The sequence below is a fragment of the Furfurilactobacillus entadae genome (assembly GCF_045862745.1).
In the GTDB taxonomy this organism is placed as follows: Bacteria; Bacillota; Bacilli; order Lactobacillales; family Lactobacillaceae; genus Furfurilactobacillus; species Furfurilactobacillus entadae.
The window spans coordinates 32,694-46,523 of the sequence record NZ_BQXN01000018.1 but is presented as its reverse complement, the minus strand read 5'-3'; the positions used below and the strand labels follow the sequence as shown (position 1 = coordinate 46,523).

The window sequence follows — 13,830 nt, the reverse complement described above, 5'->3', positions numbered from 1 at the left end:
TTTGAAATTTGTTAACCCAGTCAATAATTGTTTGTCTACTTGGAATATAGTATCTGTGGGTCAATGTCGTACTACCAATGCCCGCTAAGTATTCAGCGACAATTGTTGCTTTAAATTCATAATTATATTTAGCCATAGTAAAACCCCCAGAGTTGGATTTTGTCCAACTCTGGGGGTTCACTTCAAACTAGTCGTTTTTATTAATTCGCTGTTTAGTTCATGCTCAATGAACGGTTCAACCAGTTTTCATCGTTAGGGTCCTCAGATCCACGCTGGTTTTTATCTAGCTTTGCGATTGATGCCATTTCTTCATCTGTTAATGAAAAATCAAAAACGTCGATATTCTGGGCAATTCGTTCTGGGTGAATGGACTTTGGAATGACCACGATTCCACGCTGCAAGTGCCACCGTAAGATAACCTGAGCGACCGACTTGCCGTGGGCTTCAGCAATCTTAATCAACGTTTCGTCTTCAAGGACACCGCTCTTTCCTTGACCCAATGGGCCCCATGCCTCGTGTACAATACCGAGACCCGTTAAGTAGCTGTTTAAGTCGCCACGTTGGAAGTAAGGATGCGTTTCGATTTGGTCAATTGCTGGGGTGATTTCTGCACTTGCCAGTAGTTTATCCATTTGTGGCTTTTCAAAGTTTGAAACACCGATGGCCTTAATGCGACCAGCCTTGTACAAGTCTTCTAATGCACGCCACTTTTCCACGTACCCGTTACTTGGCCAATGGATTAAGTACAGATCCAGATAATCCGTTTGGAGCTTTTTCAAACTTTCCTCAAACGCCGTAATCGTATCATCGTATGTCTGAACACTATCCCACAGCTTTGATGTGATGAATAAATCCTCACGTTTCACGTCGCTTTCAGCAAGTGCTTCACCGACACCGGCTTCATTGTGATAAATGGCCGCCGTATCAAAATGACGGTATCCATCAGCTAGCGCAGTCGTAACAGATGTTTTTAAGTCATCCTCGTTTTCAACCAGAAAGACCCCTAAACCTAATTGAGGAATTTGAACCCCGTTGTTTAACGTTACGTTTTCCATGTGTTGACCTCCTCTTAGTTATACCCCTTATTCTACTAACATTTTTAAAGTAAGCAAGCAGGTACTTTTGGGTAACTGTCTTAAACGCGAAAAAAAGCGCAGACTTCGACGCTTCTAATGCCCACCAGTGCTCATGAATAAGGACCATTCATAAGTGCCCACCTTTTGAACTGCCTAAACGCGAAAAAAAGCGCAGACTTCGACTCATCTAATGCCCACCAGGTGCTCATGAATAAGGACCATTCATAAGCGCCCACCTTTTGAACTGCCTAAACGCGAAAAAAAGCGCAGACTTCGACTCAGGTAATGCCCACCAGTGCTCATGAATAAAAACCATTCATAAGCACTGGTGGGCATTACCTGAGGGAACCTCCCGCGCTTTTTTTCGCTCTCAGTCTATCTTTGCACCAAAATTGCTGAAAACAGTGGGTACACCGGATTTGCCGGATTATTCAGTCCTTGCTGGCTCATTGCCGTCAGCAGATCATCCAGTGCCGCTTTTCGTGCGTCGTTTCCCAACGCCTTAGCGTCAATCGCTTGAAATTTCTCTGCAAAGTCCACCGCATTCGGTAGTCGGTACTTTTGCCAATACGCCGGTGTTAACAACGTTGCGTTTAACTTACCATGATCCTTCATGTGTGAAGCCCCCGTGGTCGTTATTATTTACTGCTCACATTCAGTATAACGAATCACCGCAAAATCGCCGCACCAAACGGGCTGGTTACGCTTCATTTTCTTGCCAGAGCCGTTCAAAGCTATCAACAATGGTCGTTTTAACGAACCCGTAATCAGCCGCCACTGTTGGGCCCTTTCCACTGGCGCCAAAACGATCAACACAAACGTTGCATCCTCGTGATCCTGTGAATTCTGACCATCCAAAGGAACTCCCCATTTCGATGGCAATTCGTAAACTAACTTCCTTCGGCAACACCTGCTCTTGATAATCAGATGATTGCTGACGGAACAGTTCCATGCTTGGCATCGACACAACTGCCACATCGTAAGATCGTTGTCGGAGTTCTTCTTGTGCGGCCACGGCTAACGCAACTTCTGAACCTGTAGCAATCAAAAGCCCATCCGGCGTTTGGCTCTTAGCTGGTGATAAAACGTACGCGCCTTTTTTTACCCCTTCTGTTGATGAACCAGACAGCTGTGGTGTCGCTTGGCGCGTTAAAACCAGGGCACTTGGCCGATCCGTTGTGTTAGCGATCGTTTGCCATGCCCCTAACGTTTCCGTTGCATCAGCGGGCCGAATGACGTTAACGTTTGGAACGCTCCGTAATGCTGCTAACTGCTCAATGGGTTCGTGTGTCGGACCATCTTCACCAACAGCCAGAGAATCGTGGGTAAAAATAAACGTTGATGGCAAGTGTTGAAGTGCAGCTAACCGAATGGCCGGTTTTAGATAATCACTAAACACAAAGAATGTGCTACAGAACGCGCGGGTTCCCCCGTGCAAATTAATCCCATTCGTAGCCGCAGCCATTCCAAACTCACGAACACCAAAGTAAATGTTGCGTCCTGCTGGTGCTAATGGTGTCATGGCCTGTTCCATTGGCAAACTTGTTTTATTTGATGATGATAAATCGGCTGAGCCACCCCAAAATTGCGGATTATGCGCCGCAATTTGTTGTAATAAATCTGCGTTCACAACGCGCGTAGCAACTGGTTTGGCATATTTTTCTGTGTCTAACGCTACATCAGTCAGTGATAAAGACGATTGTTCAAATTGAGCTGCCAATTTCGGATATGCTTCCCGATAACGGCTCAATTGATCAACCCACGCTGCGTGAGCTTGCTGTTTTTTTGAGACAGCCGTTTTGTACTGGCCATAGATTACCGGGGCAATTTCAAACGGTTCCGCTGACCAATCATAGAACTGGCGCATTGCCGCTACGTTAGCTTCTCCCAGTGCCGATCCATGAACCTTATTGGTTCCGGCGTCTGGTGTTCCGTAACCAATCACCGTTTTAACTTCAATCAAGCTCGGTCGTTCACTGCGCTGAGCATGCTCAATCGCCCTTGTTAACGCAGGTAGATCATTTCCATCAAGCACCTCATCGTAGTCCCACTGAGCAGCTTCAAATCGTTTTCGCACATCATCATTCGTGCTCAATGCTAACGGACCGTCTAATGAAACGTCATTAGAGTCATACAAAACGATCAGCTTGTTTAATCGCTTGTCACCAGCAATCCCTAGGGCTTCATGGCTAATCCCCTCCATTAGGTCACCATCACCAACCAATGCGTAGGTGTAGTGATCAATCAGTGGATACCCCGGGCGGTTTAATTGAGCTGCTAAATGCTTTTCAGCAAGCGCCATCCCAACAGCCATCCCCAGGCCTTGTCCCAGTGGCCCCGTTGTCGCATCGATTCCTGGTGTCTCTAAAATTTCCGGATGACCTGGTGTCTTTGAACCGCGCTGACGAAATTGTTTTAGATCCGCCATGCTTAGGTCAAACCCATTCAAATGCAACAAGCTGTAAAGCAACGCTGAACCATGGCCAGCACTTAAGACAAATCGATCACGGTTTGCCCATTTGGGATCAGCTGGATCAAATTGCATAAATCGTTCCCACAGTACGTAGGCCATCGGTGCTGCGTCAATGGGAAGGCCTGGATGACCACTATTGGCGCGCTCAATCATATCAACACTCAGGAAACGGAGTGCATCAACTGCGTCCTGATCCGTCTTTGTAAACGTCATTTTCTTCCCCTTTCACTACTTTGCCATCCGTGCCTTTTCACGGTTCGTTAGAACAACACTCAATAACAAGACGGCCACTAAGAACCCGACAATTCCAATCACAACAGCAAGTGTTCCCGCGCTCCCCAGTTTTCCAAGTAAGATTCCGGGAACCAAGTAATCCGTGTCTGCGAACGTCGATGACGCAAGTTTCAACGTCCCTAAAACCGGCAGGATCAGCAATGGTAACCAGCTGATCAACAAACTATTCACCGCCGAGCCAATAATTGCCCCCCGGCGACCACCAGTTGCATTCCCGTAAATTGCAGCGGCAGCGCCACAGAAGAAGTGACCAACCACACCGGGGATAATCACCGTCGTCTTCAACGCTAACATTACAAACATGCTGAGCGTTCCGACAATAAAGCTTGTAAAGAACCCAATCAACACAGCATTAGGGGCATACGGAAAGATAATTGGAACGTCCAACGCTGGTTTTGAGTTAGGTACCAGACGCGTTGCAATTCCCTGAAACGCAGGAACAATTTCAGCTAAAATCATCCGAACACCTTGTAAAACAACCACAAATCCAGCCGCAAACGTTCCGGCCTGAACCAGTGCATAGACCAGATAGTTTGTCCCGGCGCTCAACTTGCTTTCAACAAAGTGCGGTCCAGCAATCAGTGCTAACGCAATGTAGACGATTCCCATCAATAACGTAATTGAAACGGTTGAGTTCCGAAGAAAGCTCAGTCCCTTTGGCATTTCCATATCTTCGGTGCTTTTCTGTTTATTACCAAACAGTTGGCCCATTAACCCAGCAGTTGCATAACCAATGTTCCCGGTATGCCCCATCGCAACGTCATCGCCACCCGTAATTTTTCGCATGTATGGCTGACATAATGCTGGCGTCACCGTCAATAATGTTCCTTCAAAGATCCCGCCTAAAATGATTGTTTGCCAGCCAGTTCCAAGGTTAGCACTCACTAGAATAACGGCCGTCAAACAAGAAACATACAGCATTGCTTGCCCCGTCAAAAAGATGTACTTAAACCGAGTCACGCGGGCTAACACAATGTTGACGATCATCCCAACCAACATGATCAATGCAGTCGGTGTTCCGTACTTCACAAGGGCAATGGCGACCACTGCTTCGTTACTTGGAACAACCCCTTGAACATGCAACGCAAATTGAAACATCTTTGCAAATGGGGTCAGTGAATTACTGAGAATTCCAGCCCCACCAACAAGCACCAAAAAGCCAGCAAACGTCTTAATGGTTCCTTGGACCACTTCAGTTGTCTTTTTCTTCTGTAAAATCAAACCTAACATTGCAATCAACGCGACTAAAATTGCCGGCTGAGTGGCAATGGAGACAAATAAATTCAGTGTGCTCTTCATAATTTAAGTTCTCCTTCAGTTAGTCATGAACGATCTGTTCACGATCTAAGACAGTGTTAACGTGCGCGGCTGTTTCTTTCTTATCGATCAGGCTCTTTAACAAGATCACCCGGTCTTCTGGGATCCCGCTTAATGCATCCGCTAGTGTTGACTCCACAAAGAAATAATCAGCTGAATTAGCTGTGGCACTGCCAACATCAGAATGATCGACCGTAATGTCGTTTGCATCGACATCCACGTGTTCATCCTTTAAAATTTGTTGAACGTTCATTTTAACCATGAAGCTACTTCCCAAACCACTTTGACACACCGCTAAAATTTTCATTTTTTCCTCCGTTTATAACGTCCGTGTTTGAATAATCTCGACTAGTTCAGCTGCCGTTGTTGCAGCCTTTAAGCGCTGAACTGTTTGTTCATCCATCAATAATTGCATCAACTGCTTTAACACTTCTAAATGGCTGTCACTGTCGACAGCAGAAAGAACGAACCATAGCGTCACGGGTGCTCATCGTTCACCAACGAAACTGGTTGAGCGGTCTTTAATAGTGCTAACGAAATTTTCTTTGCCCCATCCTCTGGTCGCGTGTGTGCCAGGGCAATATGTTCGCCAATGTTAATGTATGGCCCCTGTTCTTCAACTACGTTAACCATTGCGTCAACGTAGTCCGTTGTGACACTGCCATTGGTAACTAACGGCTGGGCCGCAAGTCGAATCACCGCACGCCAATCTAGGTCTGACGCGTCAACCACTTGCACCGTTTGATCGGTTAACCATTCGTTTAACATGTTTTCACCTCCTCTTGCTCATTGATGAGTTAATCGTAGCATTGATGTAAGCGCCAACAAGTGCAATACTGACACTAGCAAAAGTGCAAAAATTGCACCCTCTCACATTCATCAAAGAACATTTACGATGATCAACTATACGGACATTAAACATGGAAATGAGCTCCTCAATTTTCTGGTCAATAAGAATACGTTTGCCACGCTAACTGAGCTGGAAGACCACCTCAGCCTCTCTCGGCGTGGCGTTTTTTATGTTATTCACAAGGTCAATGCCGTTCTTAGCGAAGATCGCCTTGATACCATTTTGAACACCACTGGTGCGGGTTACTTTATTCCTGATGAGACCAAAAAAGAGCTCCTGAATCAACATTCAGGAGCTCAACCACCAGCCTACAGATTCACAAAAGCACAACGCTGCCAACTCATTATTTGGGATCTTATCAATCATCATAATCAGTCATTGACCCAGCTCGTTCACCAATTCCACATTTCTAAACACACAGCCATTGCTGACCTAAAAATTGTGCGGACAACCCTAACTGCCCATGGGCTCGATCTCGTTCAAACGTCAACGGGCAAGGCGATTGCCGGTGCGGAAATTGCTCAACGTAACTGGGTGTTGGAGGCGCTTAATGACCCACACTCTTTTCTTTTCAGTCAAATCACCACGACCTCAACACGGCTTGATTTGATTAACACCGAAATTCATCAACTGGAAAAGGCCACCGGTAACTACTTTACGGATGACGCCTTAACCACATTAGCTACGTTCATTCTGTGGTTTTTAGATAGCATCGCGACCCCTGAAGACCAGCTTCCAGACTCACCGGTTCGCAAAAGTTCGGTGGATTCCACTTCCATCAACTGGTCCATCAAGTTCTTAGCGGCACACGGTCACAATAACTTTAGTGAAGCCTACTTTCTTGGTCGCATTATTAACACGAGTCAATTTTATCAAGTCAACCAAACGGATACCCTTATCCAACAAATTTCCCCCATTGCTCGCCAGTTAATTGACCGGTTCAACACCGTTTCTGGTGCCAACATTGCCCCTCAAAAGCTGGAATTAACGTTAGCCACACATCTTCTGTCCACGTTTTATCGCGCGAAGTTTATGATTCCCTATCACCACCCCAACCTCAAACAGATCACCGAAGGCTTTAACGAACTATTCTCATTCACAAAGTACGCTGTTCATCCCTTTGAAGACTTCATCAATGGCCACCTTACTGATGATGAAGTGGCCCTTATTACCCTCTATTTCGGGGGCGAACTCCGGGCAATCGAAACTCAGCAAACGGGACAGCCAGACGTTCTTGTCGTCTGTTCCAGTGGCATCGGTACCTCGTTTATCCTGCAACAGCAGCTCACCCAGCGTTACCCAGAAATCGCCTTTTCACAACCACTCAGTGTCTTTCAGTATAAAAATCATGATTTAACGGCCACAAAACTAATCATTAGTACCATCACACTGCCCGTAACAACAAAAGTTCCGGTAGCCCAGGTTTCGCCCTTGCCGAACCGCCATGATTGGGAAACCATTGAAAAAGCACTTCTCAATGCTCATTTAACAGATACACATTTCAACGAAGCTAACGTCAATTCCCTTCTCGATGTCATTAGTAATTATGCCCGAATTGAAGACGTCGCCGGTTTAACGGATGCCCTCCGGGGGTATTTAAATCAGCGTGGTTCCATGTCAAAAACGCCTGCTGTAACAGGCCTGACCAGTTTAAGCCGCTTACTGCCGGCAACTCACTTAGGCGTCGCCACAACGCCAACAACCTGGCAGCAGGCCATCTCGATAGCCCTTCAACCGCTCCTTACAGAACACTTGATTGAACCGCGTTACCTACAGACTGTCCTTGACCTCACCACAACAAACGGGCCTTACATGGTTCTAGGCAATGGCATTGCATTATGCTGGCACATGCCACCCCAAATGATGGCGTTTATGACCTGGGAATGAGCCTACTTGTTCTGAATCACCCTGTCACAATTACTGTGCCAGATCACCCGCATTCAGAGCCGATTCACATCATTATCGGGTTGGCCCCGCTTGATCAAACCAGTCATCTCACCGCCTTGTCGCAACTTATGCAAAAGATTCAGGATGACAAGTGGGTTCATCGAATAAATCAGGCAAAAGATGTTGCAACCATCACCACCTTGTTAGAGCAACCGCTCAGCTAACCAAAAACGCCGTTTGATCAGTAATATTACTGACCAAACGGCGTTTTAAACGTTCTATTCGTGCTTATTTACTTTTGATGTAATCAAAAACTTGTTGACCAGCCTGACGTCCGAAGACAACGGTTTCGGCAATGGAGTTTCCGCCGATCCGGTTGTTTCCGTGCAGTCCGCCGACGACTTCACCACCGGCAAACAGGCCAGTGATGACTGAACCGTCTTCTGTGAGGACTTGGGCCTTGTGGTTGGCCTTAACGCCCCCCATCGTGTAGTGAACGGCTGGGGCGATGTGAATGGCGAAGAATGGTCCTTCGCTAATGTCACGATCCATCCCCGTTGTCCGTGAGAATTCGGCGTCATCATGGTTAGCAACGGCTGTGTTCCACTTAGCAACAGTCGCACCCAATGTGTCAGCGTCCATGTTCAACTTGCCGGCTAGGTCAGCCAAGCTTTCACCCGTAACAACAAGGCCAATGCTGTCGTAGAATTCAATGGCCTTGACCCGTGAACGAATGCCCTGATCAAGAATCAAGTAAGCACTGTGTTCTGGTAAGGCGGTGATTGAATCTGAAACGACCTTCCGCGTGTTTAATTCGTTAACAAACCGGCTTCCCGCTGCGTTAACCAGAATTGCACCTTCACCACGCACAGCTTCACCGATCAAGAACGTGTGGGGGTTGTCTTGTTGAACTGTTGGGTGAACCTGGATCTGATCCATTTGAACCAGGGCAGCACCTGCGTCCGTTGCCAACTTCAACCCATCACCAGTGGCCCCAGGTTGGTTCGTCGTCTTGTAACCCTTTAAGTCAGGACGGTAAGATTCGATCATTTCAGGGTTTGACCCAAATCCACCGGTAGCCAGGATAACTGCTTGGCCGTTAATGGTCTTGTGGTCACCGTTTGGCAACGTTGCTTCAACGCCAGTTATGACGCCGTCAGCATTCTTATCGATCCGGTTTACAGTCACTTGAGTGAACAGTGGTAATTGTTCAGCTTGCACTTGCTTTAATAATTCTGTAACCAGGAAGCCACCGATTGGGGCCATGCTTGATGGCCGGTGCGTCCGCATCTTGCTCATCCCACCGGTAATCGTCATGTCATCCAGTTTGATGCCGTGGTCAGCCAACCAGTCAATGGCAAGGGCTGAGTGTGTACTGAAGTATTGGAGCAAGTCCTTATCATTCAGCTCGCCACCACCCTTTAAGGTTTCAGCGTAGAAGTCTTCAAAACTGTCCACAACACCATGGTGCAACTGAACGTTTGTTTCAGCAGCGTTCATCCCGGATGAGGCACGGGTCGTGTTCCCACCGATTTTGTCCATCTTTTCAAGAATGACAGGCTTCAACCCCAGTTCATGTGCTTGCATCGCAGCCACTAAACCAGTGCTCCCGGAACCAATGACAACAACGTCGTATTGGTCTTGCAAGGTTGCAATATCGCTTGGAACAAACCGAAATTTTTCAGGCATAATAATAATTTCCTTTCTTACTTAACAAGTTTTTCTTCACTGACAATTTCGTGAGCACGAACAAAATCCACAAAGTTGTCAAAACAGGTATCCAAAAATTGAGCGCTTCGTTCATCCACCAGCTGGCCGTTATCGTCCAACTTTTGGGTAACGTTAGCGAGTTGAAATTCATTTCCGGGTAACACCTCGGCGTTGACACCAGGCGAATCCAGAATCTGACGCAAGTTCATTTGAGCACGAACCGTTCCCTGAATGCCGTACGAACCCCCGACAATCATCACGGGCTTGTGATTAAACGAATGGCGTGCTGATGATAACCATTCAATCAGGCTCTTTAAACATGCGGGAACGGAATGATCATACTCAGGAACCCCGAAAATGACACCATCCGCAGCTAGGATCTTCTGATCAATATTTTCAATAACCGTTGGGATATCAGTCATTGCGTCCTCGTTAAACAGTGGGACATCCTTGATCTCTTGAACTTCAATTTCTGCTTGATCAGCAAAATGTGACTTCATGTAATTCAGTAGAACACGATTATACGACTTACTCGCATTCGTGCCCACAATGGCAATAAACCGTGGCATAGTTGCTCTCCCTTGTTTCAGTTAGCACCGTTGATTGCTTAGCACCCGTCACTATTCATTGACTTGCGCTTTTTTTCACTTAGTAATCAAATGGTCCCCTTAACAATTCTCCCTTGTAGAATAACCGTTCACAGTGAGTATAGTCAAACGTTTGTGAATTAATTAATTTTATTTATATGACGCCCATTTTCTTTCTTTGTTATCGTTAGCGTCCATCCCCGTAAAGCGCTACAATAGCTCTAAAATTATCCCAGAGGAGTTTTCCCCATGACACTAAACTACCAAAGACATTGAGGCCGCTGTGAACGCTGAACAAGACGCAGGTGGCTTTGCTAAACTGATGCAGGCCTTTTCAGTGCTGGGCGTAACCCGTTATGATTACCTCGTTGCTGAGGGCCTTTACCGCTATTATGACGCGGATAGCCACGTTGACCTTGCAATGAACGGTGTGCCAAAGCCTGTTGCCAAGGTGGGCAATCAAGAAGCCATCATCGCTGCGGTTCGTGGTGCTCAGGCTGGTGACTTTGAGCGCTTTGCAGAACTTGCTGGTGAAGCCGGCGTGCCCGTTTGGACCAGCGATCTCGTTGCTAAAGAGGTCACTTATTACGATGGGGACCACAATGCCCTTCATGTTGAACCAATTCCCAGATTATAATAACTACAAAACGGCCATCATGACTGACATGTCTTTCACGTCAGCCATGATGGCCGTTTTACTCATTATTTTTCTTTTAGCCTTCAGAAGCGTCTGCTTCACTTCGTTTGACGACCATCACATTGACCTTGGCTTTGTTCACCACAAAGTCTGTGACGGATCCCAACACGGTTTGGCTAAACGCATCCATCCCGGTAGCACCAATGACGATTAAATCAATTTGGTGTTCTGCTGGGTAATCAAGGGCAATTGTCTTCTTCACGTTGCCCTCAACGACGTGCGCCTCGACGTTTGTAACCCCCGCCTTGTCTAACCGCGTCATGATCTTTTTGAGGTATGCCTTGAAATCGACTAGCAGATCGTTATCAAACTCACGAACAGCTAACCCGACACCAATGTTGGCCGCCATGTATGCAGGCAGATAAACCCGAATTAAGTGTAAATGGGCGCCGGTTTCTTTAGCGATATCAATCGCCGCCGTTAAGGCCTGTTCCGCATTTTCTGAACCATCTAGTGGCACTAAAATTTGTTTCGGTGAAAAACTCATTTTAAATCCCTCCTCGACTCGTCTAATCTTCCTTAACTATACGTGAACAAACCATGAAACAGCAATTATTTTGCTCTGCTGGTTCGGGCGCATCACCTTATTTAGCCGATAGTCAGCCTTCTTTTCGACCATGATTGCTTGTTCCCTGATATTTAACCATCGTTTCACGTGAAACACATCAATTTTTTGGCTTAAGCATGATAAAATAGGTCCACTATCATAATCTTGGGAACACCAATCAAACGAGGATAACACTATATGGATTTCATGCCGTACCTAACCTTTCACGGCCAAGCAGCACAGGCCTTAACCTTCTATCGCTCCATCTTTGGCGGCGAACTCAGCCTTAACCATGCTGGCGAGCTGTTTCCTGACGCCAGTGACGACGTTAAGGATCTAATCGTTCATGGAACACTTGCCATTCCTGATTCATTTACCATCACAGCCCTCGATGTCATTCCTGGCGCGCCGGACGTCACACCTGGCAACACCACTTCAATGGGCCTTCACCTAGAGTCAGTTGGTAAAGCCGTCATGTTGTTTCAACTCCTAGCAGATCAAGGCACCATGGTGCTCCCGTTAGAACAGCGCGACTGGGGCGGCTACTTTGGCGTCTTAACCGATCGTTTCGGCGTTCGCTGGAATATTGATGCATAAATTTAAAATCCCACTCAGAAAAATTTCTGAGTGGGATTTTGCTTACTTAGTGTATAGTGCGCTCACTTGTTCCTGAACGAGTTTATGATCCAAGAAGTCATCGTACGTTGTGTCTGCGCGTTCCACAACACCCTTATCGCTCACCTCGACAATGTGGTTTGCAATCGTCTGGATGAATTCGTGGTCATGTGAGGTAAAGACAATGGCACCCTTAAAATCAATCAGACTGTTGTTCAACGCTGTGATTGATTCCAAGTCCAAGTGGTTCGTTGGGTCATCCATCAACAGAACGTTGGCTTTACTCAACATCATCTTAGATAACATGGACCGAACCTTTTCGCCCCCTGACAAGACGTTTACCTCACGCATAACGTCTTCACCAGAGAAGAGCATTTTCCCTAAGAAACCACGGAGGAACGTGTTGTCATCCTCACCCTTTGGCGCAAACTGACGTAACCAGTCCAGGATCGTTAAACTCGAATCCTCAAACTGACTGTTAAAGTCACGTGGCAGATACGTTGTTGACGTCGTTTGCCCCCAAGTGACTGTTCCTGTATCAGGTTCCATTTCGCCAGCAATAATTTGCATCAGCGTAGTGGTTGCTAAATCATTCCGGCTGATCAACGCCGTCTTTTCATTTGGCCGCAGGGTAAACGTAATGTTATCCAAAATTTGGACCCCATCAATTGCCTTTGAAACACCATCCACCCGGAGTAAGTCATTCCCAATTTCACGGTCTGGCGTAAATTGGATGAATGGGTACTTACGTGACGATGGTTTGATGTCATCTAACGTAATTTTATCCAACTGCTTTTTCCGTGAAGTGGCCTGCTTTGACTTAGACGCGTTGGCACTAAACCGGGCGATAAAGTCTTGCAGTTCCTTAATTTGTTCTTCCTTTTTCTGGTTGGCGCTCGACGTTAACTTGGCAGCCAATTCGCTACTTCCCATCCAGAAATCGTAGTTCCCAACAAACAGTGTGATCTTTCCAAAGTCCACGTCACACATGTGCGTGCAGACCTGGTTCAAAAAGTGCCGGTCATGTGACACAACGATCACGGTGTTTTGGTAGTCGGCTAAGAAGTTTTCCAACCAGCTGATTGACTGAACGTCCAGCCCGTTGGTCGGTTCGTCCAGAAGCAGAATGTCAGGATTACCAAACAAGGCTTGTCCCAATAAAACCTTCACCTTTTGGGGTTCGGTCAATTCGCTCATCTTTACATGGTGCATGCTTTCATCAATTCCGAGCGCCTGCAACATCTGACTTGCTTCAACTTCAGCATTCCAGCCATCCAGTTCGGCAAATTCACCCTCTAATTCAGCGGCCTTCATGCCATCCTCATCAGAAAAATCAGGTTTTGCGTACAACGCATCCTTTTCCTTCATGATTTGGTACAGCTTTTCATGCCCCCGGATCACCGTATCCATCACTTCTTCGTCTTCAAAGGCAAAATGGTTTTGGTTCAGACTGGACATCCGCTCGTTTGGCCCGAGTGAAACGGTTCCCGTTGTTGGCTTCAATTCACCGTCGATAATCTTCAAAAACGTTGATTTACCGGCACCGTTAGCTCCGATAACACCGTAACAGTTCCCTGGTGTAAATTTTAAATTAATGTCTTCGTACAGTTTCCGTGTTCCAAACTGCATGCTGACGTTGTTAACAGTTAACATTAAGTCCCTCACATAATCTTTTTAAATGACAACAAACAACTTTTTGACCGCACCACTTCATGCGGTTGACTGACCATCAGGTAAGCGTTTCTTCGTTTACACGAAAGAGCACTTATGGAAGTAG

The 13,830-nt window shown here is 46.6% G+C and carries 15 protein-coding genes; 4 read left to right on the top strand and 11 right to left on the bottom strand.

The features are described 5' to 3' along the window. Nucleotides 1–212: 212 nt before the first annotated feature. The 7 genes from ACKTR5_RS08365 to ACKTR5_RS08335 all read right to left on the bottom strand — a co-directional run bounded on the left by ACKTR5_RS08365 (nt 213) and on the right by ACKTR5_RS08335 (nt 5,928). A complete protein-coding gene (locus ACKTR5_RS08365; RefSeq protein ID WP_407880729.1) occupies nt 213–1,055 on the bottom strand; it encodes an aldo/keto reductase in 843 nt (280 codons plus the stop codon). A gap of 396 nt (nt 1,056–1,451) precedes the next feature. Continuing rightward, entirely contained in the window at nt 1,452–1,691 is a 240-nt protein-coding gene (locus ACKTR5_RS08360; protein WP_407880727.1) for a hypothetical protein, read from the bottom strand. Nucleotides 1,692–1,776: 85 nt separating this feature from the next. After that, on the bottom strand, nt 1,777–3,762 hold the full coding sequence (gene tkt / locus ACKTR5_RS08355; protein ID WP_407880726.1) for a transketolase: 1,986 nt from the start codon (nt 3,760–3,762) through the stop codon (nt 1,777–1,779). 15 nt (nt 3,763–3,777) lie between these two features. Continuing rightward, nucleotides 3,778–5,142 (bottom strand): PTS ascorbate transporter subunit IIC, encoded by a 1,365-nt coding sequence (locus tag ACKTR5_RS08350; protein WP_407880725.1) that lies wholly within the window; start codon nt 5,140–5,142, stop codon nt 3,778–3,780. A gap of 19 nt (nt 5,143–5,161) precedes the next feature. Further along, nucleotides 5,162–5,467: a PTS sugar transporter subunit IIB gene (locus tag ACKTR5_RS08345; RefSeq protein WP_407880724.1), complete on the bottom strand. Its 306-nt coding sequence runs from the start codon at nt 5,465–5,467 to the stop codon at nt 5,162–5,164. 12 nt (nt 5,468–5,479) lie between these two features. Next, nucleotides 5,480–5,641: a PTS sugar transporter subunit IIA gene (locus ACKTR5_RS08340; protein WP_407880722.1), complete on the bottom strand. Its 162-nt coding sequence runs from the start codon at nt 5,639–5,641 to the stop codon at nt 5,480–5,482. Then, on the bottom strand, nt 5,638–5,928 hold the full coding sequence (locus ACKTR5_RS08335) for a PTS sugar transporter subunit IIA (RefSeq protein ID WP_407880721.1): 291 nt from the start codon (nt 5,926–5,928) through the stop codon (nt 5,638–5,640). The genes ACKTR5_RS08340 and ACKTR5_RS08335 overlap by 4 nt, the downstream gene beginning before the upstream one ends. A gap of 127 nt (nt 5,929–6,055) precedes the next feature. Here ACKTR5_RS08335 and ACKTR5_RS08330 point away from each other — a divergent pair, with 127 nt between their 5' ends. Both ACKTR5_RS08330 and ACKTR5_RS08325 read left to right on the top strand, forming a co-directional pair. Next, complete coding sequence (locus ACKTR5_RS08330; RefSeq protein ID WP_407880720.1) at nt 6,056–7,897, top strand: BglG family transcription antiterminator; 1,842 nt, start codon at nt 6,056–6,058, stop codon at nt 7,895–7,897. Further along, nucleotides 7,894–8,121, top strand: a complete 228-nt coding sequence (locus ACKTR5_RS08325; protein ID WP_407880718.1) for a PTS sugar transporter subunit IIA — start codon at nt 7,894–7,896, stop codon at nt 8,119–8,121. Before ACKTR5_RS08330 ends, ACKTR5_RS08325 begins: the two co-directional genes overlap by 4 nt. Before the next feature lie 64 nt (nt 8,122–8,185). On the opposite strand, the gene ACKTR5_RS08320 is transcribed toward ACKTR5_RS08325, so the two are convergent. Both ACKTR5_RS08320 and ACKTR5_RS08315 read right to left on the bottom strand, forming a co-directional pair. Then, on the bottom strand, nt 8,186–9,586 hold the full coding sequence (locus tag ACKTR5_RS08320; RefSeq protein ID WP_407880717.1) for a flavocytochrome c: 1,401 nt from the start codon (nt 9,584–9,586) through the stop codon (nt 8,186–8,188). 17 nt (nt 9,587–9,603) lie between these two features. After that, complete coding sequence (locus tag ACKTR5_RS08315) at nt 9,604–10,176, bottom strand: NADPH-dependent FMN reductase (protein WP_407880715.1); 573 nt, start codon at nt 10,174–10,176, stop codon at nt 9,604–9,606. A gap of 301 nt (nt 10,177–10,477) precedes the next feature. On the opposite strand from ACKTR5_RS08315, the gene ACKTR5_RS08310 reads away from it, so the two are divergent. Continuing rightward, entirely contained in the window at nt 10,478–10,831 is a 354-nt protein-coding gene (locus ACKTR5_RS08310) for a DUF1398 family protein (RefSeq protein WP_407880713.1), read from the top strand. Nucleotides 10,832–10,907: 76 nt separating this feature from the next. On the opposite strand, the gene ACKTR5_RS08305 is transcribed toward ACKTR5_RS08310, so the two are convergent. Next, entirely contained in the window at nt 10,908–11,378 is a 471-nt protein-coding gene (locus ACKTR5_RS08305; RefSeq protein WP_407880712.1) for a universal stress protein, read from the bottom strand. 258 nt (nt 11,379–11,636) lie between these two features. Here ACKTR5_RS08305 and ACKTR5_RS08300 point away from each other — a divergent pair, with 258 nt between their 5' ends. Then, nucleotides 11,637–12,035 (top strand): VOC family protein, encoded by a 399-nt coding sequence (locus tag ACKTR5_RS08300; protein WP_407880710.1) that lies wholly within the window; start codon nt 11,637–11,639, stop codon nt 12,033–12,035. Between the two features lie 42 nt (nt 12,036–12,077). Here ACKTR5_RS08300 and ACKTR5_RS08295 read toward each other — a convergent pair whose 3' ends face one another. Further along, nucleotides 12,078–13,706, bottom strand: a complete 1,629-nt coding sequence (locus ACKTR5_RS08295) for an ABC-F family ATP-binding cassette domain-containing protein (RefSeq protein WP_407880708.1) — start codon at nt 13,704–13,706, stop codon at nt 12,078–12,080. Nucleotides 13,707–13,830 lie beyond the last annotated feature (124 nt).